The sequence below is a fragment of the Nostoc sp. genome, assembly GCF_036917655.1.
Lineage (GTDB): Bacteria > Cyanobacteriota > Cyanobacteriia > Cyanobacteriales > Nostocaceae > Nostoc.
Window position 1 is genome coordinate 1 of the sequence record NZ_JBALCY010000022.1, and the last position, 24,726, is coordinate 24,726.

Here is a 24,726-nt window from a genome sequence, read left to right on the forward strand (position 1 = left end):
CCAAGTATTTGTATAAGCATCACGGCTTTGGAGAATCGAAGAAAGACTCCATCTAGTAACGTGAAGTAAAGCAGGAATAAGTTTTGCGATCGCTATTCCTAACACATCCCACAAAGTGGGAGGGATTAACCTATGATACCAATCTCAAAGCCAAAATCAAATAGTCATCCTTGGTGTATTATTCGGCAACTAGCCAACATGCAGCGCCTGGTAGTGGCTCGGTTTCGTCGTCGGAATGATGCACATGCCTATCTACAAATTCTTCAACAACTACTATCTGCTGCAAGTGATGTAATTGTTTTTGACTCAACATCTCTATAAATATTAGCAGAAGCCGAAAAGTCTTTGCTTGAACAACTCGTGTAAGGTAGGGGCGACGCGTCTCTCACCTTTCTCAACTTTGGCAGGACTTACGCAACTGGCACAATGCGATCGCCGTTTTATAGTTCATGGGTATTACTCAATATCCATTCCGAAAGCTTTGTATTCGCAAGAAAAATTGCTTGCTTTGAAGCCCTATTGAAATATTTATGAGAATATAACTAGAGGATGTATTAGATAAATGTTGCTCACGGTAATGAGATTTACTAAACTTAATTACTGCTAGTACTTGCTAAGTAGTCAAATAAATTATACAATTACAGATTTAGCGGAACATTTAGAGCAGATCAGTCATCATCAAATAAGTTGTCAAACAATTTATCAAATCAAGCATGGATTGTTGTCAAATTATTTAATTCAACAACTAAAACGTCCAGATGTTCCCATGTTTCTCATTTAGTTTTTGGGTACTCGGCAAGAGTGCCGTAGGCGATCGCTTGTACCAGTTGCGTAAGTCCTGTTTAGAACAAACATATTGGGTAAATGGGGGAGAGCGCTAGTCTTGCCTCAATCCTATCAAGTGTGATTGATCGCTTCACTCAACCTTCTCAACTTAGCCAAGTTCAGTAGAAAGCGATTCAAAAGTGACATCTTCATATACATCTCTAATCGCTACCTTCGTTTTTGAAGCCAAGCATGGAAAGTGACTCTCATGCTTAGGTTAAAGGTTTATCGCCCTCTCCCTGTCGTCCCGTGCCCCCCTCCCCTTGTAGTGCAGACATGATTTGCTTTTGCTGTTCTTGTAGCCAGGTTTCAAAGAGTTCATTTAGCAGGCGCACTTTCATAAATTCATCTAGTTGTGCTGGAATAAATTTTTCCAGCCGCAAAATCACGAACCATTCAGCGATGTGGGTAGGGGGCAATATCTGACCTGGTTGACTGCTAGAGAGCATTTGCACCATTACCGGATGTAGTGCATTCAGTTCAATTGGACCTACTAAACCGCCAGTTTGAGCTTCTGGACCGAGTGAGTATTCCCGCGCCAAGTCAGCAAAAGAGTTTTCTTTCGCCTGAATCCGGAAGTAAAGTTCTTGGGCAATTCCTACATCTTGGGTTCGCAGCAGAGAATAAATTACTTTGTCTAGTTTTGCCTTGGACTGAAAAAAGTAGGATTCTAGTTTATTACCCCAAGTGGCTTGCTTAAATTTTTCAATTTTCAGCTTACGAGTGGTAATAACTTCTAGTTGTTCGGGAGCCAGCCCTTGATGTGCCATCCAAGCCTGGATGTCTTCTTCATTTTTGAACTGTTTTTCAGCGTAAAACTGCTGTTTAGCTTGGGCTAATTCTTCAGGTGTACACTCTATTGCAACCTTGGCGGAGCGTGAGTTTTGCTCTATCGCCTCATCGATAATCAATTCGCGCTGCAACTGTGGCAGCATTTGGTAACTTGCCAGTAAGGAAATCAGTTCACTAGCTGTGATTGTCCGATTACCGATTTGGATCGCTTCAGTCATTAGCTTTCGGGCATCTTAAGAATATCTAGTTTGTTAAAGAAGCTATACCGTAGCCGATTCACTGGGAGCTTTTGTCTTAATCCTACCAAGTTAGGTACGCCAATCTTAACTTTTGCAATAATTAAATAGTGACTTGCTAACATGCTTTAAAATATACAGTTTATATGAGTTTTTATCAAAGATTCTACGTAAATACGACCAGATGTGAAGACAAGGACAAAGGAAAATGATTAAGGATAGTTCTGGCCACTGTAACTTAGAAGGGCGTTGTTATCAGACTGAGCTAGGGTGCCTTGAGATAACCCTCTCCTAACAAAGGTGTTTTTAGTTAAGCAGAAATACTCACTCTAAGTCTAGCTTTGTTTGATTCTGAAGGTGTGACCAGCAGATGGACTGCTGGTGACAAGCCGTGCTTGCCTTGCACATCTAAAAATTCTTGCCGTCTATTAAAAGTTATTAGAGATGGAAAAAAGCAGCATTGGATGTGCTGCCTTTTTCCATGAGTGATTTATGTATCCCGCAACCAAAAATTCTAACGTCTACAACGACTCTAAATAGTTCAAAAGATCCGCCATTTCTTGGGCACTAGGTTGGAATTTTGGCATTGGTGGTGTTTCGCCACTAATCACTTGATGAATCAGTCCATACCGAGACTTGTGCTTTGAAACAGCTTGCAAACTGGGCCCCACTCGTCCGTCTGCTTCCAAGCCATGACAACCAGCACAGTTAATTTGAAAGATCGCGTGTCCTTGAACTGGATTTCCTGTTAGGGATAGAACACTCTTGACGTATGGATCGGACGCTTGAACCAACTGAACACCCAAAAAGCCCAAAGGGACTGCTAGCAGTATGGCCAACGTCAATAAAACGATCCGCTGAATCAAAATTTCAGGTTTGGTAATCTGGTTATCCAAAAAGTTTAGGTGTGCTAAAAAGTTTTCATTTCCTACACATAGCTTAAAAGTTCTTGATTGTGTCTGCAAGCACAGAAGACTATTTTCTTGTGGGCAGCCGCCTTCTAAAAAGGCTGTAGGGCGCAGGATTCATACCAAATTTGGTAAAATCAAAAACAAGCAACGAATATTTAATAATTACAAAGAGGAGATTTACAGTGGTTGAACCCCTGCTATCAGGTATTGTCCTTGGTCTAGTTTTCGTCACCCTCGCCGGACTGTTTTACGCTGCCTATAAGCAATACAAGCGCCCCAATCAGTTGGGGGGATGAGGGAGTGCTGAGTTAGGAGTTAGGGGTTAGGAGTTATATTGTTCCTCATCTCCCTTATTTGCCCCTAATCCCTGACTCCGAATTCTGTAGAAAGTAAGTGATGTGTTGCCGTAAACTTTCTCGCGGTAAATTTCCCAAGCGGGAATCTCTAGCGGTGTCCAACCTTGTGAGGCGTGTTCAACTGCGATTTCGCCACTAGGATCTAAAAGTTGATAGTGAGCGATCGCTTCTAATACTGGCTGGTACAATCCACTGGCATAAGGTGGATCAAAGTAGATTCTGTCAAATTGCTTGCCTGATAAAATCTTTAACTGCTGGGTAATATCTCCCCGCAATACTCGAAGTTCTTGCTCGGCATTAGATACCTGCTGCCAATTTTGTTGGATGGTGGCACAGGCTTGGCTCGATTGTTCAATTCCCACTACTAGGCTGGCTCCTCTACACAAAGCCTCTGCGCCCATTGAACCAGTACCGGCGCACAAATCTAGCCAGCGACAACCTGCAATTTCTCCCTGCCAAATATTAAAGACTGCCTCCCTTACCCGCGCACTTGTGGGTCTAGTTTCTTTTCCTGGTAAAGTTTTTAGCTGGCGATTACCGTAAATTCTCAGGCTCATGATGGATTAGTCGTTAGTCATTGGTCATTAGCCATTTTCATTTATTAACAAATCAAAAAGGACAAACAACAAAGGACAAATGACAAAAATAGTATTAGGCAGGAATTTTTTCGCGGACTTGAGCAACAAAATTAGACAGGATTTGCAATCCAATATTAGAGGATTTTTCGGGGTGAAATTGGACTGCCATCAGGTTTTCATGGGCGATCGCAGCTGTTACGGTTTGAGTACCGTGGGTGACGGTTGCTGCACGGATTAGCGGGTCTATTGGGTCAACATAGTAAGAATGGACAAAATACACCCAAGGATTGGACGGTAAATGCTCCCATAAAATACTTTTTGGCTGAGTCACTTCCAGTTGATTCCAACCCATGTGAGGAATAGTGATGTCAGGTTCTGAACGAAACCGCCGCACTTTTCCTTTGATAATTCCCAGTCCTGGTTGGGTACCTTCTGCACTTGATTCAAAGAGAATTTGCAATCCTAAACAAATTCCTAAGAAAGGTTTACCAGATGCGATCGCTTCTTTAATAGGTTGTTCCAAACCACGCGCTCGCAGGTGTTGCACCGCGGGATCAAATGCTCCCACTCCCGGCAAGACTATTGCATCTGCCTGCTCTAATTCCTTTGCAGAATAAGTAACATTAGGAGTTGCCCCAGATTTTTCCAAGCCTTTGCAGACTGAATGCAAATTTCCCATCTCGTAGTCTACGACCGCAATAACTGGCATTTACCTGCTCCTTGTAAATTTATTATGGAGGGTTTTTCTATTCTAAATAATATTTCTTCTGAAGAAAAGAATTCTATTAATTTCTTTTGATATTTGGCTAAAGGATCAACAGTCAAATTCTTCTGATGATTTATTACTAGAAGTTATCAAACTTGAGTTGCTCCCCCATGACTTAACTTTTTTGCACCAGTTACCGATAAATGTGCAACTTGCCAGTAATCGGGTAATTGAAAAAATCAATGCAATCCAACTTGATTACATTATCTGTTGTACTCAGGCTGCAAGCCGGACACAATTAAGTGTGGAAGCAGGTGCTAGCCAGAAAGAAATTGTTTTACAGACAAAAGTTGATTTAGAGGAATTGGTAGCGGGAGCAACGGTAATTGAGATTAGCCACGACTGCGGTAAATTTGTTTGCGAACGCGAGTGCGTCCGCACCAGAGGGTCTTTACTATTCAGTGTTGGACTATTTAAGCCACAACTAACTCACGTCACGTTGTATCTTTGTCCACATTTTGATTCTCAATCAAGAAAATTTGATGGGTATTCTTACAGATTTCGTATTAATTATTAACAAAGTGGCACTTTCATCAAGTTGTTAGTGTCTGTATGGTGGAATAAATATCTAAGTATATGTTGCCATTGTTACTAATTTTCCCAATTGCCCAATCAACTCCTGTCACGCCACCACCTGAAGAAGTCGTGCAACCGCAAGAAGTACGTCCTTTACCAGGTAAGTTGGATACAGTGCCAACTTTTAACAGCAATAGTCCAGAATTGGTGTTGAAAGAAGGGATTTTACTCTCGACTTTTCCACCCGATGGCAAAAAAGTGCCAACGGCGCATCTGAATTTTCCCTTTCGGGGACGATTTGATATTTTTGCCCATCACGTTGCTAGGGCTGAACCACCAGAGAATTTGCGTAGGCGTAGCCCGTCGGAGACATCGCTCTATCTAGGGATAATTTTGCACAACCCTGGTTCTGAACCAGTGAAGGTGAATATTTTGCAGGCGGCGAGTTATTTGAGTCAACCAGATGCACCATTTATTCAATTACCATCTTTTAGCCAAAATCTTTTAGGTAAAGTTTTTGCTGGGCCAGGCGATCGCGTCATGTCTGATGTGCTTAGGGGACAGCGACAAGAGATTTTCCCTGCCCAAATTGAGATTCCACCAGGGCAAAGTCGGATGTTACTAAATTTACCAATTCCTGTGCAGGGATTGACACCACCTCTGAATGGTCGATCTACGTTGATGCGACTGTGGAGTAATGGCACTGTCTATGCAGCAAGCCTAGCTATGTTTGCACGGGTGAATCCAGATGGTAGTGAGCGATCGCCTACTTTAGAAGAATGGCAAAATTTACTAGATAATGGTGATTTGGCTGGCCCACGGGATAAAACTCCTACTCCCCTTGAGGAAACTGGTAAGCCTATAGTTTATGGGCGTGTAGCCGGAGTAGCTGGTGGTTCCCAATGGAGAGCCTTACTAGTAGATAATCCTAAAAAAAGGTATCTAACTATCCCCCAGCCTGGTCAAGTGTTTTCCTACGCTCTGAGTACCCTGCATGGTGGTACCTTAGGAACTGGTCAAATTCAAAGTGCATCTATGCTGGTGCGTTATCCTGACACCGCATATCGCGCTCATGGCAACTACGGAGTTCAATATAGTCTCAAGTTGCCGCTATACAACAATACTCAAAGTCCTCAAACTGTTAGTGTGTCAATACAAACGCCACTCAAAGAAGATCAGTTGGGAAAACCGGGGTTACGCTTTTTGAGTACACCAGCTGCTCAAGTATTCTTTAGAGGAACGGTGCGGGTACGTTACAAAGATGATCAAGGTCAGCCGCAAACTCAGTTTGTGCATTTAGTGCAAAAGAGAGGTCAACCAGGGGAACCGTTAGTTTTATTAAATATAAAGGCAGGCGATCGCTCTTTAGTAGAAGTAGATTTTCTCTATCCCCCGGATGCTACACCACCGCAAGTATTAACAGTCTCAACTCAAGCTGAACCTCGGTAATGAGTTATGGGTAATGGGTAATGGGTAATGGGTAATGGGTAATAGCTTTTCTCCAATTACCTGTTACCAAAAAATATTAGTCAACTTTGTGAGTACTACAAAAACGCCATCGCCAAAACCTAAAAATATTAGAGGAAATATTAAGAAATTTAAATTTATAAAATTTATTTTAAGTTTTGTGTTATTAATAACGATAAATCAAGGTCAGCTAAATACTTATAATTACGACTGTAAAGCCCTGGACTTTAACTATTACCGAAGACAGCACTTTGCTTGTACAAACCATACGTATATTCATCTATTCATCTGGATTCCTATGCCGTCTATTCGAGTAGCTAAATTCTGAGAATTGCATTGCACAATGTTAAGTAAAATTATGGAAATCTTATTTTTCTATGAAAAATGCACTAATTATTAAATTCTCGTTAGATACTCTGATATTCACTTAGAGTGAGGCTCCTGGTATGCCCATTCCTAACACTTCTACGCTGGACGGATTGCGAGTACTAGTGGTCGATGATAACCTCGATTCCTGTGCCTGGATGACTTGTTTACTTGAGTTGTATGGGATCGAAGTTCATTCAACTTTCACCGTACATCAAGCCTTAGAAGCGTTTGTCCAACTTAGCCCAGATTTAGTACTTAGTGATATTGCCATGCCCGGTGAAGATGGTTATTCGCTGCTACGTCAGATCCGGCAAATCGAAGATAGGCTAGACAAGTCCACTCCGGTTATAGCAGTCACGGCACTCAAAGAGTTAGAAGCTGGATTTGCGGAGTCGGAAACAAGGTTTGACCAGTGGTTATTAAAGCCTGTGGACATAGATGAGTTAGTCGGGGCGATCGCTGACCTAACAGGGCGGTCAATGTTGATCGGTGAATTAACTTCTTCATATTGATAAAGCTTTTCACCCCAAATTTGTGTATTTAGGGTGAATACTTATTCCGCTCCATGCATTGCAATAGAAATAGCAGACTATAACAGGCAATAAAAGGACGGCATGGCAACGAATAAAAAAATCAATCAAGAAACTGAGTTAAATTCGCTCCAGCACCTTATTGGAACCCTGATCTTACTGGTAGAGGATGAGCCAGATATTGCAGATTTGCTCACCTTCATTTTGGAAGCAGCTGGTGCAGAGGTGATGGCTTTAACCGATGCAGAAGCAGCCCTTGATTTGGTCGAATCGCTTCATCCCGATATTCTGCTGTGCAATGTGAAGTTGCCTGATCATGATGGAAATTGGTTAATTGAGCAAATTCGAGTGCATTCTTGCCTATCTCTAAGGCAGTTACCTGCGATCGCTATCACTTCTTATACACGGGAGGTTTCAAGTCATAAGGCTTTGAATGCTGGCTTTAATCGATTTCTAGTCAAGCTTGAGAGTCCAGAGGAAATCGTCGATGAGATTGTTCACCTACTATCTACCGATGTATAAATATAACTACCCGGTCTTCATCTCGTTTTTGACATTGATTTTACCGAATAGGCTCTCTGAGCGTACACCTAGCTGTACGCTCCTAAAAACAACTCTACCTTGGAAACATAACCCTAAGTGGGTAGAGTGAAATGTTGGATATATTTGTTAACCTTATTGAAAACCTTTTGCTGGCTTTTTTTGCCCCTTACCCTTGGGCTTAGATTTGTTAACTTCTCCTAAAGCTTCTTGAAATAAGTTGTGTAAATGTATAGGGACACTAGCAATTTCTGGTAACTCCGGCTCAATAGGTTTCTTGAATTCTTGCAAAAGAGCATCCAAGTCACTTTCAAGGTTAAACTCTGGACGTTGTAGATATTTTTGCAACACCTTTTCTAATTGAGTTGGATACTGTTGCGCTAACCGATACCAGATAAAGGCGTTAATACTTTTATCTTCGAGATAGTAGCGAATTAGTTTTTCAGCCCCTTGAATACTTTGCCAGTCCTCTGTTGATAAGATTGCTTCTACCTTACTATATGTTGGTAAAAACATTTGTCCCCAACGGGGATGAGAAAGAGCCGTTACCTGTTCTGCTTTCTTGAGTTCGGCAGGTAAATCAACTTTTGGCATAACCATTTTGCTATTGCCGCTTTTGCTGTTAAACATCTGAGAAACTGCATTGGAGTCAGCACCAAATTCTTGTGCTGCTGCTTTGATTTCCTCGTCTGTGATGCCAGCCGCTTCTGCCACTTCAGCCAATGACTTGGAAGTATCAATTCCTGCTGCTGCAAAGCTTTTTTCAGTAATTATTTCTTGAAATTCCGCTATTTTTTTATTAAGCTGGTATCCAGGTAATGTGATTTCATCAGTGCTAAAAAAGTCCACAAACTGCTGATGATATTGTGCTACTGATTGCCAAGCTTCTTCTAGCAAGTCTGGAGCGTCGCTGTAAAGATTACTTTTATAGTTTTCTTTAAAATTACCAATTGCCACAGCAAGTTTTGGTTTACCCAATTTACCCATGAGTGTGTAGGGGCCAGAAAACATCCAGTAGTTGTCGGTAACAGGAGAAATGCGAGTTAGTAAAATTTCTCCTACTTTCAACCGAGAAATTGCCTGTAGTGTGTGGACATTATTTGGCTTGACAATGTAGCGTTTATCTGTCAACCAGTTCGTCAATTCAAAGCCATCAGGTAGAATGTTAGTGATGGCAAATAAGCCAATAAAACTATGACGCCAGCTGTTGATCAGGTTGCGATCGCTTTGGTCTAAATTTGGATAGCTTTCGACAAACAACTCTAATGGTGACTTATCACCGACTTTCCCTGCTGTCAGAAAGCTATCGATAATTAAGTCCTGCTGGGTACTATCCCCACTTCCACGGCGCAACTGTGCTGCTGCATAAGTTTCCAGTGCTTGTGCTACTTCGCCTTCAGCATCAAGGACAAAATCAACTAAGGCTTGTTTTAATTCGTGCGATCGTTCTAATATGGCATCCACAAGTTAATCTCTCGGTGTAACAGATGTAGATTATAGCGTTTGAGAGAATTACAGCATCTAGCTATTGCTAGATTTATAGAGATGCACACTTAGCGGATTTAGGTGTCAGTTTCTCTTAAACTAGATAAAAGGCATCACACAAGGTCATCATAGACTACTAGTACAGGCGGAAGTTTGCCTACCTTTAACAAGGGGCTTAATCAATTGTCTGGTTAATTTATATGCTAGCTGGATTTCCGCCGTGCTGTACTAGTAAGTAAATCATGTCTTTCTAGAGAGCAAAATAAAAAGGCAAAAGAAGATTTCTTTTGCCTTTTTAGTCTAATGACCGGCTGGGTTATCCCTCCCCTTAGCAAGGGTATGGGTAATTTTCTTATGGGTAATTGAGTAGACTTGATATTACCTTTTACCTTTTAATAGAGACACGAAATTTCAAGTCTCTACTCTTCGTCGAAATCATCTTCGTCGTCTTCCTCTTCTTCCTCGAAATCGTCGTCATCTGCTACTTCATCGGCGATTAATTCATCTTCGTCCTCTAAGATTGACCTTTCTGCACGTCTGCTACCAAAACCAGATTCCCCAAGAGTAGGAGAATCTAAATTATAAGTGCGAGCTGTGCGGTCATCTAAGACCATATCCAGAGGGTCATCAACTTCATCTAAGACACTACTGCTAATTTCAGCAGCATAATCATCGATCGCACCGGGTTCATCATAAGTATTGTACCCAGTACCAGCCGGAATCAATCGCCCGATAATCACGTTTTCCTTTAATCCGCGCAGCCAGTCGGATTTGCCTTCGATAGCTGCTTCGGTAAGTACCCGTGTTGTCTCTTGGAAGGATGCGGCGGAAATAAAGCTGTCGGTGTTCAACGATGCTTTAGTGATACCCAACAATACTGGGGTATACTGTGCCCTAGCACCGCCTGTAATTGCCATAGCTTCGTTCACCTGCTCAACTTGGCGCAGTTCTACCAATTCACCCGGAAGCATGGTGGTGTCACCACCATCATCAATCCTAACTTTGTTGGTCATCTGGCGAACAATGACTTCAATGTGCTTATCGGAAATATCAATCCCTTGAGATTGATACACCATTTGCACTTCATTCACCAAGAATGTCTGTACCTTCTGCAAGGCAAGGCTAGCACAAGCATAGATTCCGTCTTCGGAACCGAGGCTAAAGAAGATTTCCAAAATTTCGTGAGGATTGGATGGGCCATCAGTTAACGGTTGTCCCGCTAATACTACCGCTCCATCTGGCACAATCAAGTTTTGTCCTGGACCTATAGGATAATCTGTTACCACGCCATTTGATTCTACGACCTTGATGGCGATCGCTTCATCACCATCGCCGTAAACTACCTTAACTTCACCCGCCCGCCGACATAAAATGCACGCTTCTTTCGGTTTACGAGCTTCAAGTAGTTCCTCAATCCGGGGCAAACCTTGAATGATATCTCCAGTTTTGGCACGTTCAAACACCAACAACACCAAGTTATCACCCCGTTGTACCAAATCACCGTCTTCTATCTGCAATACAGCACCAGGGCTGACTCGATAAGGGCGACCGATGCGGGTAGTAATAACGTAGTTTTTAGTACTCAGAGCTGATTCCCCACCAGATGCAGCAGCGGCATTTTTGATATCCACTACTTGCCCTGATTCTGGGGCAAAAACTCCAGGAGCAACTTCTGTACCTTCTACTAGCAAGTCACCCACTTTCACCTTTGGCTGAGTACTAGTATTAATGGTAAGCCTGTCAGCGTCGCGCAACACTAAGCAACGACGCACGTTTTCAGTTCCTTTTTGGACGCCCCGCACTATCCCCCCTTCTTTACACAAGATTTGGGTACGTGCTACCACAGATCCAGGGGCGATGGTAAGCCCATCTTGTACCTCAAGTGTGGTCTGGGTGCTACCTTGGGTGGCATCGGCGGTAATGTCTCGCCGAATTACCAAGGATTCCAAAATCACCAGTTGCAAGCGCTGAACTTCTGCGTCTTCGGTATCTTGTACCAATTCAATATCTGCTGCTAGGGGCGAAGCATTGTGGTCTTGTTCCCCTTCTTGCTCAATTTCCAGCACTAGCTGGGTTCGCAGCAATTCAACACCTTCAACAGATTTGACGCGTTCCGAATCTTTGTAAGGGAGTCGCTGTACAGCCCGCAACTGAATCGAGCGCCCGGTTTGTTGACTTACAGATGTAGTTGATGGCACATCTGGATTATCCGGTACGGCAAACTCAACTACTGGACGACTCAACAGGGCTGGCCCTTCTGGTGTCTCTACATACTGGATATAGCGCAATTCCGTGGCGACACTGCCTTGAAATTCCTCACCAGGTTGAATGAAGGTATTGTCTCGCCCGATGACTGATTCTGGATCATCCACCATCAGCAGTTCCCCTGGCTTAACCACAACTTCCCGCAGGATGTCGTTTTTCTGGGTCACTTCTACCACACCACTGTTTTGGCAGAAGATATCTTTCACCACTTCGGTGCCAGCTTCTACAAACTGACCGTCTTCCACCAACAGCAAGGAGATATCTTTATTAACTTCATGGCTTTCTTCCGGAATCCACAAAAGGGTACCGCCCTGCACGACTTCATAACCTAGCTTGGCTTTGCCTTTTTTCTGGACTTCGACACCCGCGAATTTCAGGAATCCACCAGTGGTTGTGCGATAGCGGTCATCAATTAACTCAGCTACCACTTGACCATTTTGTACTTTTGTGCCTGGTGTAGCCCGGAGGTTAAATACCTGGTTGTTGCCAGTGGAGACTAAGTAGTTATTGCGACCTTGGGAACTTTGGACTGTTACCGTTGCTTGGTCTAAGACCACAGAAGCGGTGATAATCTCAATTTCTCTGGTACTCTTACCTGGGGTAGCTTCTGGCAAGCGCACCACACCGCCGTGCAAACTGCTTAACTTGGTTTCTGCTAAAACTCCATTAGAAGCGATCGCATCACCATTTTTGACAATCAATTCTGCACCAGGCGGCAAGTTGTAAACTTCCCCAGACAAAATCCAAATCAAACCACCCCGTGCGGCTGTGGTTGTGGTATTGCCCTGACGGTCAGTTTTTTGTTCTGGAACTACTTCGGCAAATTGCACTTCCCCTGCCAAGTCAGAGGCAACATCTTTAACTGCTTTTTCTGTATTAGTCCGAGTTGTGCGTCCACCAAGGGCAACCTCTGCCAACAACTGACCTTGTTTTACCTTATTTCCATCAAATACATATAGTGTTGAACCTTGGGTAAGATGAACCTCTTGGTTGTCTGGGGTAACATCACCTACTTTTGTTGGTTCCAAAAGCAGGATACCATTAGCCTCAACATAGAGGGCATCTTCCCCGTGGCGGGTACGATATGTTCTGGTCTTCAGTTTTCGGGGAAGCTTGACAGTCCCATCGATTTTAGAACGAACTTGTTGCGCCACTTCCCCAGTAAACACACCACCTGTGTGGAATGTCCGCATGGTTAGCTGGGTACCAGGTTCGCCGATACTTTGGGCGGCAATAATCCCCACAGCTTCGCCCAAGTCCACCATCTTAGCGTGGGCTAAACTCCAACCGTAGCAGTGTTGACAGACGGAACGTGCAGCTTCACAAGTTAGGGGCGATCGCACCACAACTTCTGCCACCCCAGATTTTTCAATTTTCTTCGCCAAGTCCTCAGGAATTGGCGAATTGCGTGGTGCAATCACTTCTTTTGTCACTGGATGCACCACATCTTCGCCAATTACCCGTCCCATCAAGCGGGTTGCGAGAGGAATCAAGGTTTTGGCACCTTCTGTCATTGGTCGAATGGTAAGACCTCTGGTGGTGCCGCAGTCAAATTCCCGAATAATTACATCCTGCGATACGTCCACCAATCGGCGGGTGAGATAACCAGAGTCAGCCGTCCGCAAGGCAGTATCCACCAATCCTTTTCTGGCACCGTAAGACGAAATAATGTATTCCGTCACAGTTAGTCCTTCACGGAAGTTGGTTTTGATGGGCAAATCGATAATTTCCCCTTGAGGATCTGCCATCAGTCCCCGCATCCCCACCAATTGCCGGACTTGGGAGATGTTACCCCGTGCCCCGGAGAATGCCATCATGTATACGGAGTTCAGGGGATTAGTCTTCTTGAAGTGGACGACTACTTCATCTTTCAAGGCTTCACTGGTACCATTCCAGGTATCAATTACCTTTTGGAAGCGTTCTACTTCAGTGATTTCTCCCCGTTGATAACGCGTTTCAGTGGCGCGAATTTCTTCTTCGGCAGCTTCTAAGAGCAATCGCTTAGTTGGTGGCACCATCAAGTCATCTACACTGATGGAAACCCCTGCTTTGGTAGCGTAGCGAAATCCTAAATCTTTTAGTTTGTCCGCCATCACTGCGGTTCGCGCCGTACCATAATTCGTAAAAGCCCAAGAAATTAAATTTCTCAGTTGGCCTTTGTCAACCACTCGATTGCGAAAAATCATTTTTTCGTTAGTCATTAGTCATTAGTCCTGAGTCATCAATAATTAATAATTTGTAATTGGTAATTCGTAATTAATTCTTCAATTACGTTAGCGCAGCGGTAGCGAGTCCGCGTACTCCTACGGAGAAGCAAGCTACGCGCAACGTCTCGTAGAGAGCGTCATTACGAATTAGAAATTACGAATTAACTAGCAAGTGCTTCCTGAATGGCATTGTTATAAATAACGCGACCAGGTGTTGTGTATATATACTGAGAAAGTACATTACCCTTAGCGTCTTGTCTGACTCGGCGGAACTTATAGAGTAATGTCCGGCTACCATCCTCGTTTTCCGTCACTTTTACGGGTTCCGTATCCGGTTGGTCTGATTCTATTTCACCGTCAAACCGCACGTAAATATAGGCGTGCAAGTCAATTTGCTCTTGCTGGAAAGCCATAATTACATCCTCTAGCGAAGAAAAGTACTTTCCTGCGCCTTTTGTCGCACCGGGATTTTCTGCTGTTAAGTAATACGCCCCCAACACCATATCTTGGCTGGGTGTGATGATGGGTTTACCCGTGGCTGGTGACAAAATATTGTTAGAAGCCAACATCAACAACCGCGCTTCAGCCTGACTTTCTAACGAGAGAGGGACGTGTACCGCCATTTGGTCGCCGTCAAAGTCGGCGTTAAATGCCGGACACACCAGAGGATGCAGTTGAATCGCTCTACCTTCTACTAAAATTGGTTCAAAAGACTGAATACCCAAGCGGTGCAACGTTGGTGCCCGATTCAGCATCACAGGGTGTCCTTCAATCACCTCTTCCAGCACATCCCAAACACTGGGGTCATTACGCGATATCAGCTTTTTCGCAGCTTTGATATTATTTACCATGCCGCTACGAATTAGGCGGTTAATCACAAATGGTTGAAATAGCTCAATTGCCATTTCTCTAGGCAAACCGCACTGGTGAATTTTCAGCTTTGGCCCGACCACAATTACAGAACGTCCAGAGTAGTCAACCCGTTTACCTAACAAGTTTTGTCGGAAACGTCCTTGCTTACCCTCAATAATGTCGGACAAAGATTTTAGGGGTCGGTTATTTGCCCCTACCACAGTACGTCCCCGCCGACCATTGTCAATCAAAGCATCCACTGCTTCTTGCAGCATCCGCTTTTCGTTCCGCACAATAATCTCTGGTGCCAAAATTTCTTGCAAGCGTGCCAAACGATTGTTGCGGTTAATTACCCGCCGATACAAATCATTTAAATCGCTGGTGGCAAACCGTCCCCCATCTAGCTGCACCATTGGGCGCAAGTCGGGGGGAATCACGGGAATGACTGCCATTACCATCCACTCTGGTTTGGAACCAGTCGCGATGAAGTTGTCAATCACCCGCAGTCGCTTAATTAGCTTGGCCCGCTTTTGTCCCTTAGCGTTGCCAATTTCTTCCCGTAGGCTTTCGGCTTCTTGCTCTAAATTGATATCGGCAAGCAAGCGCAGCAAAGCTTCAGCACCAATACCGACTTCTACGCCCTGTAGCTGAGAATCTTCGCTATAAATTTGGTCTTCAATTTCCAACCACTGGTCTTCACTCAGTAGTTGTTTGTAAGTTAAAGTTTCCGTATTACCTGGACTCAGGACAACATAAGAGTTGAAATAGACAATCTGCTCGACATCCCGCAAGGGCATATCCAACAGGATGGAAATATAGCTAGGAATGCCTTTGAGATACCAGACGTGAGCTACTGGTGCGGCGAGTTTAATATAGCCCATGCGGTGGCGACGCACCCGAGACTCGGTAACTTCTACCCCACAGCGCTCACAGACAATACCTCTGTGACGAACTCTTTTATACTTGCCACAATGGCATTCCCAATCTTTCGCGGGGCCAAAGATGCGCTCACAAAATAAGCCATCCATCTCTGGCTTGAGAGTTCGGTAATTAATCGTTTCTGGCTTGGTAACTTCACCGACTACCTGACCATTGGGCAATGTTCTTTCGCCCCACTGCCGAATGCGTTCAGGGGAAGCCAAGCCGATTTTTACGTAGTCAAACTGATTAGTTTGGGCAGGTCTCATACTTAAATGCTGAGTTCCGAGTTATGAGTTTTGAGTATATTTAGTTTTAAGTTAGGAGTTAGGAGTTATGAATTGTTAACTTCTAACTCCTCACTCTTTATTCGTCTTCTTCCAGCGATTCGCGGGAAAGAGATTCATAGGTGGGTCGAGGAGGTGTGCGACGGGCTGATTGGTCTGCCATCAAATCGACTTCCACATCTAAGGAACTGCCGTCTGCTTGGGTTTCTACTTTGTGTACAGCAATATCTAACCCCAATGATTGCAACTCGCGCATTAGCACCTTAAAGGACTCTGGAGTTCCAGGTCGGGGAATTGCTTTACCTTTAACGATCGCATTTAACGCTTCATTCCGTCCTTGCATATCGTCAGATTTAACTGTGAGCAATTCCTGTAAGGTGTAAGCCGCACCAAAGGCTTCCAATGCCCACACTTCCATTTCCCCAAACCGTTGACCACCTTGTTGTGCTTTACCACCCAAGGGTTGCTGAGTCACCAGTGAGTATGGGCCTGTAGAACGGGCGTGGATCTTATCATCCACCAAATGCACCAGCTTCAGCATGTAAGCCACACCGATAGTGATTGGTCGGTCAAATGGTTCGCCTGTACGACCATCAAACACCATGATTTTGCCTGGATCATCTGGGTTATATACCCAGTCTTTGCCTGTTTCGTCTCGTGCTTCTTGCAACTTGCCATGCACAATTCGGCGAGATGACTCTTCACCGTACATTTCGTCAAAGGGAGTAATCTTAAATCGCACTCCCAAGGTCTGACCAGCCCAACCCAAGAGGCACTCAAATACTTGTCCGACGTTCATCCGACTGGGTACACCCAAGGGATTAAGTACGATGTCCACTGGTGAACCATCGGGCAAATAAGGCATATCTTCTGCTGGTAATATCCGAGAAATAATCCCTTTATTACCGTGGCGTCCTGCCATTTTGTCACCTACTTGGATTTTGCGCTTTTGGGCGACATATACCCGGACTACCATATTGGCTCCTGGTGGCAGTTCATCGCCTTGTTCACGGGTAAATAAACGCACGTCAACCACGCGCCCTTTTTCACCGTTTGGGACTCGCAGGGAATTGTCCCGCACATCCCGCGCTTTTTCACCGAAGATGGCACGCAACAGTTTTTCTTCTGGTGGTTGGTCAGATTCGCCTTTGGGTGTGACTTTTCCTACCAAGATGTCTCCAGCTTCTACCCATGCCCCAATGCGAATGATTCCCTGTTCATCCAACTGGCGCAAGGCATCTTCCCCGACGTTGGGAATTTCTCTGGTGATTTCTTCTGGCCCCAGTTTGGTCTGTCTAGCTTCAATTTCATATTTTTCAATGTGAATTGAGGTGTAGACATCATCCTGCACCAGTCTTTCAGAGATTAAAATCGCGTCTTCGTAGTTGTAGCCTTCCCAAGGCATATAGGCAACTACAATATTTTGTCCTAGCGCCAATTCACCGCCTTCGGTGGAGGAGCCATCAGCCAGCACCTGACCAGCAACAACTCGTTCACCAATGCGGACGAGAGGTTTCTGATTTAAACAGGTGTCTTGGTTGGAACGTTGGTACTTGGAAAGGGTGTATTTAATTTCGGGGGTTGCTGGTTTCGGACGCACACGAATTTCTGTGGCATCCACATAGGTGACATCGCCATCGGTGCGCGATACAACCACCATCCCAGAGTCTCTAGCCCCTTGCGCTTCCAAACCGGTACCCACCAGAGGACGTTCTGGCTTGAGCAGGGGAACTGCTTGCCGTTGCATGTTCGACCCCATCAGCGCTCGGTTAGCGTCATCATGCTCCAAGAACGGAATCATGCTGGTCGCTACCGACACAATCTGTACTGGAGATACTGCTACGTAGTCCACCTGTTCTGGTGTTGTGGTGGAAAATTCCTGGCGATAGCGGACTGGCACTTGCGGCCCAATAATGTGCCCGGTTTCATCTACAGGAATGTCTCCCGGAGCAACCCGCAGATCATCTTCTTCATCGGCTGTCATGTAGGCTGGAGGCAGATCAAATCTGACTCGCCCATTTTCCACAGGTCTAAATGGCGTTTCTAAGAAGCCGTACAGGTTAACCCGTGCATGGGTTGCCAAGGAGCCAATCAGTCCGGCGTTGGGGCCTTCTGGCGTCTCAATGGGGCAAATCCGTCCATAGTGACTAGGATGAATATCCCGGACAGCAAACCCAGCGCGTTCGCGGGTCAAACCACCAGGGCCAAGGGCACTCAGACGGCGTTTGTGGGTCAGTTCTGCGAGAGGATTGGTTTGATCCATGAACTGACTTAACTGGCTGGAACCAAAGAATTCTTTAATTGCTGCTACTAATGGTTTGGGGTTCACCAAGGAAGCGGGGGTTAATACTTCGGCATCGGATACGGTCATCCGTTCCCGAATGATTCTCTCTAAACGGTTTAAGCCCACCCGCACTTGGTTTTGCAGCAATTCACCGACGCTTCTCACCCGGCGATTGCCTAAATGGTCAATGTCATCGATATTACCGATATCGTATTCCAGATTAATCAGGTAATCCACGGCTGCCAAGATATCGCCAGCAGTCAGCACGCGCATCGTGTCTGGGACAGAAAGGCGCAATTTTTTGTTGAGTTTGTACCGTCCAACGCGACCAAGGTCATAACGTTTCGGGTCAAAGAATCGGGAGTCTAGGAGTTGTTGTCCACCTAATACAGTGGGTGGTTCACCAGGACGCAGTTTCCGATATAACTCCATCAGGGCTTCTTCTTCAGAGAATTGCCCTTCTTTTTCGATGGTTTTTTGGAAATATTCGGGGTGGCGTAAGGCGTCAAAGATTTCGTTGTCTGATAACCCTAAAGCTTTTAGGAGTACCTGCGCTGAAAGTTTGCGGGTTTTGTCGATGCGTACCCACACCAAATCGTTACGGTCTGTTTCAAATTTCAGCCATGCTCCCCGGTTGGGAATTAAGCTAGCGGAATAAGTACGTCGCCCGTTTTTGTCTATTTCTGATTTGTAATAAACCCCTGGCGATCGCACTATTTGATTGACAATTACCCGCTCGGCTCCGTTAATAATAAACGTGCCGCGATCGGTCATCAAAGGCAAATCCCCAATAAATACCTCTTGCTCTTTGATTTCCCCTGTTTCTTTGTTAATCAGGCGTGTGGGAACATACATTTGGACGGCATAGGTACTGTCCCGCCGTTTGGCTTCTTCGACGCTGTACTTTGGCTCCTTGAGTTTGTAGTTATGACCCAAAAAGTGCAGTTCTAGTTTGCCCGTATAATCTGTGATCGGACTAAAGGAGTTAAGTTCTTCTATCAGCCCTTCTTCCAAAAACCAGCGAAAGCTTGACCGCTGGATTTCAATCAAGTCGGGCAACAGAAAGGCGGGTTCCATATACGTTTCTTTAGTCATGCCTCTACCTTTGTCAACCTGGTTAGATTTTCCATTGGACACTGCTGTTTGACGCTTCCCACTGCTAGCCAGTGTCCTTAGCTGTTTGGGAACTTTTTCTTACACACTTGCTATTTACAGGTGTGGGCAAACGCAGCGATTAAAGCTGGAATGAGCAATTTGGCCAAGGGGGTAATCGCCCTTTATCATGGACTTAGACGGCAAAAACCCACTATAGTCTTGATTTAAGAAGAATATACAGTTGAGATATTCTTGAGTTTTATCTACTTTCTTCATTTCCCCTCCAAAAAGCGCGTTAATTTGCTGACGCAGCTCTAGACGGTGTGTTTTACACCCGGCTATTTATACTCTCAGTGATATCCTAGATATCCTAAGACTGAGGGAATGATCCGCACCTTGTTGGGTTTGAATCAGAATCACTTCGTTTTGCTGGATTATACTCACAAGGCAATTTCGTTTAACAATTTTGTATAGGTTAAATACACACCAAGCCGATATTCTGCAAAAGTGTAGCTCAACCTGGGTTGGCACGTTTAGTCATGTGTGGAGAGCATCCGCTTGTAGAGATTTGGAGGATGGCTAAGCCGATAACATCACGGAAAATGAGGCTCAGAAATTTTAGGTTCCTTCCTTTATCATTATGGCGCAAGCAAAATGTTTTTGAGGGAATAATATTAGCATATTTTTGTCCCCCTAGAGTTTTATTTTTTTTAGCACAACTGAATAAAAGAGATTAAAGCCCACTTTATATTGACAGACCGAATAATTCACAGGCATTCTGGGTGGTTTGATGGGCGATCGCCTCTACCGTTTCCTGACGCAGTTTAGCTACTTGCTCGGCTACATAAAGCACGTAGGCAGGCTCGTTGCGCCTCTCGCCGCGTTTAGGAACCGGAGCCAGAAATGGGCAATCTGTTTCAATCAGTAGGCGATCGCTACTCACCATAGCAGCTGAGGATTGGATCGCTTTGGCGTTTTTGAACGTTACCGTCCCGCTAAAGCTGATGTAGAAGCCTAAATCGAGAAACCATTGAGTTTCTTCTGGCGTTCCTCCCCAGCAATGCATGACACCCCGCACTCTTTCTCCTTTGAGTTCCCGCCATTTTTGCAACACTTCTCTGGTTGCCACAGCAGCATCGCGGCAGTGAATAATCACTGGTAAGTTGAGTTCAGATGCGATCGCCAACTGCGACTCAAACACCATAAGCTGATGCTCATAGTTATCAGCTTTGTAAAAATCCAGCCCCATTTCCCCAATTGCTACCACATTCGAGTCAGAACTAGCTAAAGTTTTGATTTTCTCGGCTGTCTCGCTATTCCATTTATCAGCATCCAAAGGATGTAGTCCTACGGCAAAGCTGATTTCGGGAAACTCTTGCGCTATGGATTGAATACTGGAAAACTCCTCTGGGTGAACACAGGAATGTACTAAACGCACTACTCCTGCTTCTTGCCACCGCGATCGCACTGTTGCTAAATCCGGCTGAAAACTATCAAAGTTGAGATGAACGTGCGTGTCTATCAGTTGCATTCTTTGTCCTTTGTCATTAGTCATAAATTATTAGCCCTTATCACGACTAAGGACAAATGACCCTCCGGGGGAATCCTTCTTCAGCGGGAGAAGCTACGCGAACGCATTGCAATCACCAGATGTTCAAAGAGGTAAACCACGCCCCCACTTGTTTTAATCCAGCAGAGCCTACGCCAGTCGCTCATGGGGAGCCACTGCGATGGACGGGTTAAGAGGCATAGAGCAACTGGTGTGGAAACCCTCAAGACTGCACTTGCTTCCCAGACGTTGGCAGACTCACTAACGCGGCGCTATGCGCTTGAGCGTTTCACAGCACTTGCTACAACTTTGGGAAAGTTCGTAGCGCAGTGACTCTCTGAGTGAGAAGAGGGCACTAGCTTACCAATGACTATTCAGCTGCTGTTTGAGTTAAAGGTTTTAGTTTCTGAGCCAATCTCGACTTTTTCCTTGCCCCATTGTTGGGGTGAAGGACACCCCGTTTGATCGCTTTATCGATTTTGCCGTAAGCCTCGGATAACCGAGCCTGTACTTCTTGTTTTAATTCTGGGTTAGGATTAGCTGCATAGACAGCTACAGCATTAAAGTATTTCTTCATCAGCGTCTTGACTGCTGATTTGTAAGCTTTATTACGCAGTCGGTTACGTTCTGCGATTTCGGCACGCTTGAGAGCAGACTTTGTATTCGCCACAGTCAATTCCAAAAATACTGTTAATATGTACACACACTACTAGACTTACTAATATAGCATCCAAATTGCCAATGTTATAATTTCCTAAAAAAATTCTCCCATTAGGGATTGGGTACTGGAGATTGGGCAAGAATTTAGTCCCTAGTCTTTGCTCCCTAATCCTCAGTGCTTAATTTGGTGTGTCGTCAATTTAGGAAATGCGTTAAAATAAGCTACATCAAATAAAATAGTAACCCTAACTCATCACCTGGTTAAGCAATGTGATTGCCAATATAATCTGTCCGTAAAACGGATATATTGTCAAAGGCAAGAAACTGTAAACAGCTAAATTTCAGGAGTTTCAAGGTATAGAACCGATATATCGTGTCTGTAGAGATGTTAACTACTAAAAGTTAGGAAAATAAGTAAAAATTATATTCAGACCTACCCTTTGTAAATCCGGGGGACTGGATGTGCAAACACACTACCTGCACCAGAGCAAGGAGTGAGTGAGGGTCAGGGCATAAGAGTAGTGGGAAATGGCACGCCCACTCCCTGCCGCTAGCCTGCCAAGGCTTGTCGGACTGAGCAATGAAGTTGCCTTCTCAAGCAAACCATGTGCTGGCAGCCTTGAGAGTATCAAAAAAATCCAGGTTAAGCTAGAGAAGAGAATTAGAGTCAGCTTCCACACCCCAGTTGGTCAAGAGCAATACTAAATCTCAGGTGGGAATATTATAATTTTGGCATTGTCCTTACTCCATGCTGCGAATCATTACTCAGCAGGCAGACGTCAGAGCAGAACTACAACGGATCTGCGATCGCACCCATGACGAACAGGTGCTTCACAAAGAAGCAACGGTGCGGGAAGTTTTGCAAGCAGTGAAGCGCCAAGGCGATAAAGCTGTATTGCATTACACAGCCGAATTTGACAAACAAACCCTGAAAGCAGAAGAACTGCGAGTTACAGGCTCAGAACTAGATGCAGCCTATCAGCAGGTGTCAAAAGAGTTGATGGGCGCAATTCGGCTAGCTTGCCGCCAAATTGAAGCGTTTCATCGTCAGCGAGTACCGAAAAGCTGGGTACACTTTGGTGACGATGAAGTAGTTTTGGGCAAACGCTACACCCCCGTAGACCGAGCGGGGTTGTATGTGCCTGGTGGCCGTGCCGCCTATCCCAGTACAGTGCTGATGAATGCAATTCCGGCTCATGTTGCTGCTGTACCTCATGTGGTGATGGTGACACCACCAGGACCAGGGGGTGCAATTAATCCAGCAGTCTTGGTAGCTGCCCAAGAAGCAGGAGTACAAGAAATTTATCGCATAGGGGGCGCACAAGCGATCGCGGCTTTAGCCTATGGCACAGAAACGATTCCGAAAGTGAATGTGATTACTGGCCCTGGTAACATTTATGTCACTCTAGCGAAAAAACTTGTCTATGGCACCGTCGGCATTGATTCTTTGGCTGGCCCCAGCGAAGTGCTGGTGATTGCCGATGAAACCGCAAATCCGGTGCATGTCGCTGCTGACTTGCTGGCCCAAGCCGAACACGATCCAATGGCGGCAGCAATTTTGCTGACGACAGATGCTGCTTTGGCGAAAAACGTGCAAGTAGCCTTGGAAAGACAGCTAGTGGATCACCCACGGCGAATAGACACAGAAAAAGCGATCGCTCATTATGGGTTGATTGTCGTTGTGGAATCCCTCCAAGCAGCAGCAGAACTCTCAAATGAATTTGCCCCCGAACACCTGGAATTAGAAATCAAAGACCCTTGGGCACTTTTACCACAGATTCGCCACGCTGGGGCAATCTTTTTGGGTTACTCAACACCAGAAGCTGTAGGAGACTATTTGGCAGGCCCTAACCATACCTTGCCAACTTCTGGTGCTGCCCGCTATGCTTCGGCATTAGGGGTTGAAACTTTCCTCAAACACTCCAGTATTATTCAATACTCCCAAACCGCACTGCAAAATGTGGCTGGTGCCATTGATGTGCTAGCAACAGCAGAGGGCTTACCTTCCCATGCTGATTCAATCCGACGGCGAATTCAGCAAGAAGAGTGATTTGGAATGCTTAATTTTTTCCTGTACTGTTGGCAAAAGTCACTGGATAGGTTCAGACTAAAAGTTTGGATGGCGATCGCGTGCCAGTTGCTACTCCAAGGGAGGACTTCTGGCGGGCGTCTACAAGTGAGGCATTGCCAAGGACAGTAGCTTCTCCTGTTCGGAGAAGCCACGCAAACAGGTTGGGAAACCCGACGTCAGTTGCTCATGGCAAGTCCTGCGGTGGACAGGTTAAGAGGCATAAAGCAGCCAGTGCCGTGATGTTAGCGTAGCTGTAGCGACTGTGCGTAGGGTCGGCAGTCCCCAGAAAAGGGGTTTGTTTCCCCCAAGAGGAACTGCCGAAAGGATCTCCCAACTTCAGGCGACTGGCGTCAAGTGGGGTGGAAATCACCAGACGCTCTGGTGCGAACGCTGCGGTAGCTTACTTTTCCGTAGAGGTACGGAGACTCGCTAACGCTACGTTTGTAGAGCGTCTTCTTGATGCGGCCTCTCCAAGAGTTGAGAAGACAAGTTCAGAGGAGGGTAAACCTCCCCAAAGAACTGACAAAAGGTCTTTGACGCCAGTTGCTACAATGTACTAGCGTCAAAGTGGGGTGAAACCGACCTATGGGACAGCCTCGAATATATAAACTAAGTAAGCAGATGGAAAATTAATTTAGTGTAGCTGCCAACAAATTTTGCTAGATACTTATGTAAGGGGTCTACTCTTTAGGAGACGAGAGCGGTGCTAAAGAATATTTTGGTAGCTCTGGACGGTTCGGAAATTGCAGAACGAGTAATTCAGACTTTAGATGATTTGGCGTTGTCAAAAGATGCCAAGGTTATTCTCTGTCATGTGTTTCCCACGCCAGAGTCAGAGATGGAACTACCCGCTGATCGTCCTCAGCCAGAGTCCCCAACATTTTCTTATTTTCAGATTGAAAAACAGCTGCAATGCTATCAGGAAAAGTTATCAGTCACAAGTGAGTTAGAACTGGTAACTGGTGATCCTGCCGATGAGATTATTCGCCTTGCCAATATTTACAAAACTGACTTGATTATAATTGGCAGTCGGGGGTTAATGGGGATGAAGCGAATTGTCCAGGGTTCTGTTAGCAGTCAAGTTGTGGAAGAGGCTAATTGTTCGGTGTTAGTCGTCAAACCAAGGTAAAAATTTGCAACGGGAGGCAATAACTATAACTACCCCAA

General features: G+C 45.1%; 20 protein-coding genes and 1 pseudogene. 10 read left to right on the forward strand and 11 right to left on the reverse strand.

What is annotated here, in order from left to right:
• Window positions 1-132: 132 nt before the first annotated feature.
• Window positions 133-321: a hypothetical protein gene (locus tag V7K30_RS10680; RefSeq protein ID WP_334999019.1), complete on the forward strand. Its 189-nt coding sequence runs from the start codon at window positions 133-135 to the stop codon at window positions 319-321.
• 716 nt (window positions 322-1,037) lie between these two features.
• Here V7K30_RS10680 and V7K30_RS10685 read toward each other — a convergent pair.
• Complete coding sequence (locus tag V7K30_RS10685) at window positions 1,038-1,835, reverse strand: peptidylprolyl isomerase (protein ID WP_334999020.1); 798 nt, start codon at window positions 1,833-1,835, stop codon at window positions 1,038-1,040.
• Window positions 1,836-2,374: 539 nt separating this feature from the next.
• Window positions 2,375-2,749 (reverse strand): c-type cytochrome, encoded by a 375-nt coding sequence (locus V7K30_RS10690; RefSeq protein ID WP_229454306.1) that lies wholly within the window; start codon window positions 2,747-2,749, stop codon window positions 2,375-2,377.
• Window positions 2,750-2,946: 197 nt separating this feature from the next.
• Here V7K30_RS10690 and petG point away from each other — a divergent pair, with 197 nt between their 5' ends.
• Window positions 2,947-3,060: a cytochrome b6-f complex subunit V gene (petG, locus tag V7K30_RS10695; protein WP_063721252.1), complete on the forward strand. Its 114-nt coding sequence runs from the start codon at window positions 2,947-2,949 to the stop codon at window positions 3,058-3,060.
• A 26-nt stretch (window positions 3,061-3,086) separates the two neighbouring features.
• Here petG and rsmD read toward each other — a convergent pair whose 3' ends face one another.
• Together rsmD and hisH are read right to left on the reverse strand one after the other, a co-directional pair.
• Window positions 3,087-3,677, reverse strand: coding sequence for a 16S rRNA (guanine(966)-N(2))-methyltransferase RsmD (rsmD, locus tag V7K30_RS10700; RefSeq protein ID WP_334999021.1), 591 nt, complete (start codon window positions 3,675-3,677; stop codon window positions 3,087-3,089).
• A 94-nt stretch (window positions 3,678-3,771) separates the two neighbouring features.
• On the reverse strand, window positions 3,772-4,407 hold the full coding sequence (hisH, locus tag V7K30_RS10705; protein WP_334999022.1) for an imidazole glycerol phosphate synthase subunit HisH: 636 nt from the start codon (window positions 4,405-4,407) through the stop codon (window positions 3,772-3,774).
• A gap of 58 nt (window positions 4,408-4,465) precedes the next feature.
• Between hisH and V7K30_RS10710 the strand changes: the two are divergent.
• The 4 genes and pseudogenes from V7K30_RS10710 to V7K30_RS10725 all read left to right on the forward strand — a co-directional run bounded on the left by V7K30_RS10710 (window position 4,466) and on the right by V7K30_RS10725 (window position 7,868).
• Window positions 4,466-5,009: pseudogene (locus tag V7K30_RS10710) on the forward strand (peptidase C15).
• Between the two features lie 31 nt (window positions 5,010-5,040).
• Window positions 5,041-6,429 (forward strand): DUF3370 domain-containing protein, encoded by a 1,389-nt coding sequence (locus V7K30_RS10715; RefSeq protein WP_334999023.1) that lies wholly within the window; start codon window positions 5,041-5,043, stop codon window positions 6,427-6,429.
• A gap of 464 nt (window positions 6,430-6,893) precedes the next feature.
• Window positions 6,894-7,328: a response regulator gene (locus tag V7K30_RS10720; protein WP_334999024.1), complete on the forward strand. Its 435-nt coding sequence runs from the start codon at window positions 6,894-6,896 to the stop codon at window positions 7,326-7,328.
• 102 nt (window positions 7,329-7,430) lie between these two features.
• Complete coding sequence (locus V7K30_RS10725; protein ID WP_334999025.1) at window positions 7,431-7,868, forward strand: response regulator; 438 nt, start codon at window positions 7,431-7,433, stop codon at window positions 7,866-7,868.
• A 153-nt stretch (window positions 7,869-8,021) separates the two neighbouring features.
• Here V7K30_RS10725 and V7K30_RS10730 read toward each other — a convergent pair whose 3' ends face one another.
• From V7K30_RS10730 to V7K30_RS10750, 5 genes are all read right to left on the reverse strand, one after another.
• Window positions 8,022-9,350 carry a hypothetical protein gene (locus V7K30_RS10730; protein WP_334999026.1) on the reverse strand — a complete coding sequence of 443 codons (1,329 nt, stop codon included), beginning with the start codon at window positions 9,348-9,350 and terminating at the stop codon, window positions 8,022-8,024.
• Between the two features lie 440 nt (window positions 9,351-9,790).
• Window positions 9,791-13,837 (reverse strand): DNA-directed RNA polymerase subunit beta'', encoded by a 4,047-nt coding sequence (locus tag V7K30_RS10735; protein ID WP_334999027.1) that lies wholly within the window; start codon window positions 13,835-13,837, stop codon window positions 9,791-9,793.
• A 167-nt stretch (window positions 13,838-14,004) separates the two neighbouring features.
• Window positions 14,005-15,882, reverse strand: a complete 1,878-nt coding sequence (locus tag V7K30_RS10740; protein WP_334999028.1) for a DNA-directed RNA polymerase subunit gamma — start codon at window positions 15,880-15,882, stop codon at window positions 14,005-14,007.
• A 97-nt stretch (window positions 15,883-15,979) separates the two neighbouring features.
• Window positions 15,980-19,279: a DNA-directed RNA polymerase subunit beta gene (rpoB, locus tag V7K30_RS10745; protein ID WP_334999029.1), complete on the reverse strand. Its 3,300-nt coding sequence runs from the start codon at window positions 19,277-19,279 to the stop codon at window positions 15,980-15,982.
• 745 nt (window positions 19,280-20,024) lie between these two features.
• Window positions 20,025-20,810 carry a TatD family hydrolase gene (locus V7K30_RS10750; protein ID WP_334999043.1) on the reverse strand — a complete coding sequence of 262 codons (786 nt, stop codon included), beginning with the start codon at window positions 20,808-20,810 and terminating at the stop codon, window positions 20,025-20,027.
• 183 nt (window positions 20,811-20,993) lie between these two features.
• On the opposite strand from V7K30_RS10750, the gene V7K30_RS10755 reads away from it, so the two are divergent.
• Entirely contained in the window at window positions 20,994-21,161 is a 168-nt protein-coding gene (locus tag V7K30_RS10755; RefSeq protein WP_334999030.1) for a hypothetical protein, read from the forward strand.
• Window positions 21,162-21,198: 37 nt separating this feature from the next.
• On the opposite strand, the gene rpsT is transcribed toward V7K30_RS10755, so the two are convergent.
• Window positions 21,199-21,498 carry a 30S ribosomal protein S20 gene (gene rpsT / locus V7K30_RS10760; RefSeq protein WP_334999031.1) on the reverse strand — a complete coding sequence of 100 codons (300 nt, stop codon included), beginning with the start codon at window positions 21,496-21,498 and terminating at the stop codon, window positions 21,199-21,201.
• A gap of 518 nt (window positions 21,499-22,016) precedes the next feature.
• Here rpsT and V7K30_RS10765 point away from each other — a divergent pair.
• Together V7K30_RS10765 and hisD are read left to right on the forward strand one after the other, a co-directional pair.
• A complete protein-coding gene (locus V7K30_RS10765) occupies window positions 22,017-22,193 on the forward strand; it encodes a hypothetical protein (RefSeq protein WP_334999032.1) in 177 nt (58 codons plus the stop codon).
• A 43-nt stretch (window positions 22,194-22,236) separates the two neighbouring features.
• Window positions 22,237-23,538, forward strand: coding sequence for a histidinol dehydrogenase (gene hisD, locus V7K30_RS10770; protein ID WP_334999033.1), 1,302 nt, complete (start codon window positions 22,237-22,239; stop codon window positions 23,536-23,538).
• A 205-nt stretch (window positions 23,539-23,743) separates the two neighbouring features.
• On the opposite strand, the gene V7K30_RS10775 is transcribed toward hisD, so the two are convergent.
• Window positions 23,744-23,929: a hypothetical protein gene (locus tag V7K30_RS10775; protein WP_334999034.1), complete on the reverse strand. Its 186-nt coding sequence runs from the start codon at window positions 23,927-23,929 to the stop codon at window positions 23,744-23,746.
• Between the two features lie 333 nt (window positions 23,930-24,262).
• On the opposite strand from V7K30_RS10775, the gene V7K30_RS10780 reads away from it, so the two are divergent.
• Window positions 24,263-24,688: a universal stress protein gene (locus V7K30_RS10780; protein ID WP_334999035.1), complete on the forward strand. Its 426-nt coding sequence runs from the start codon at window positions 24,263-24,265 to the stop codon at window positions 24,686-24,688.
• Window positions 24,689-24,726 lie beyond the last annotated feature (38 nt).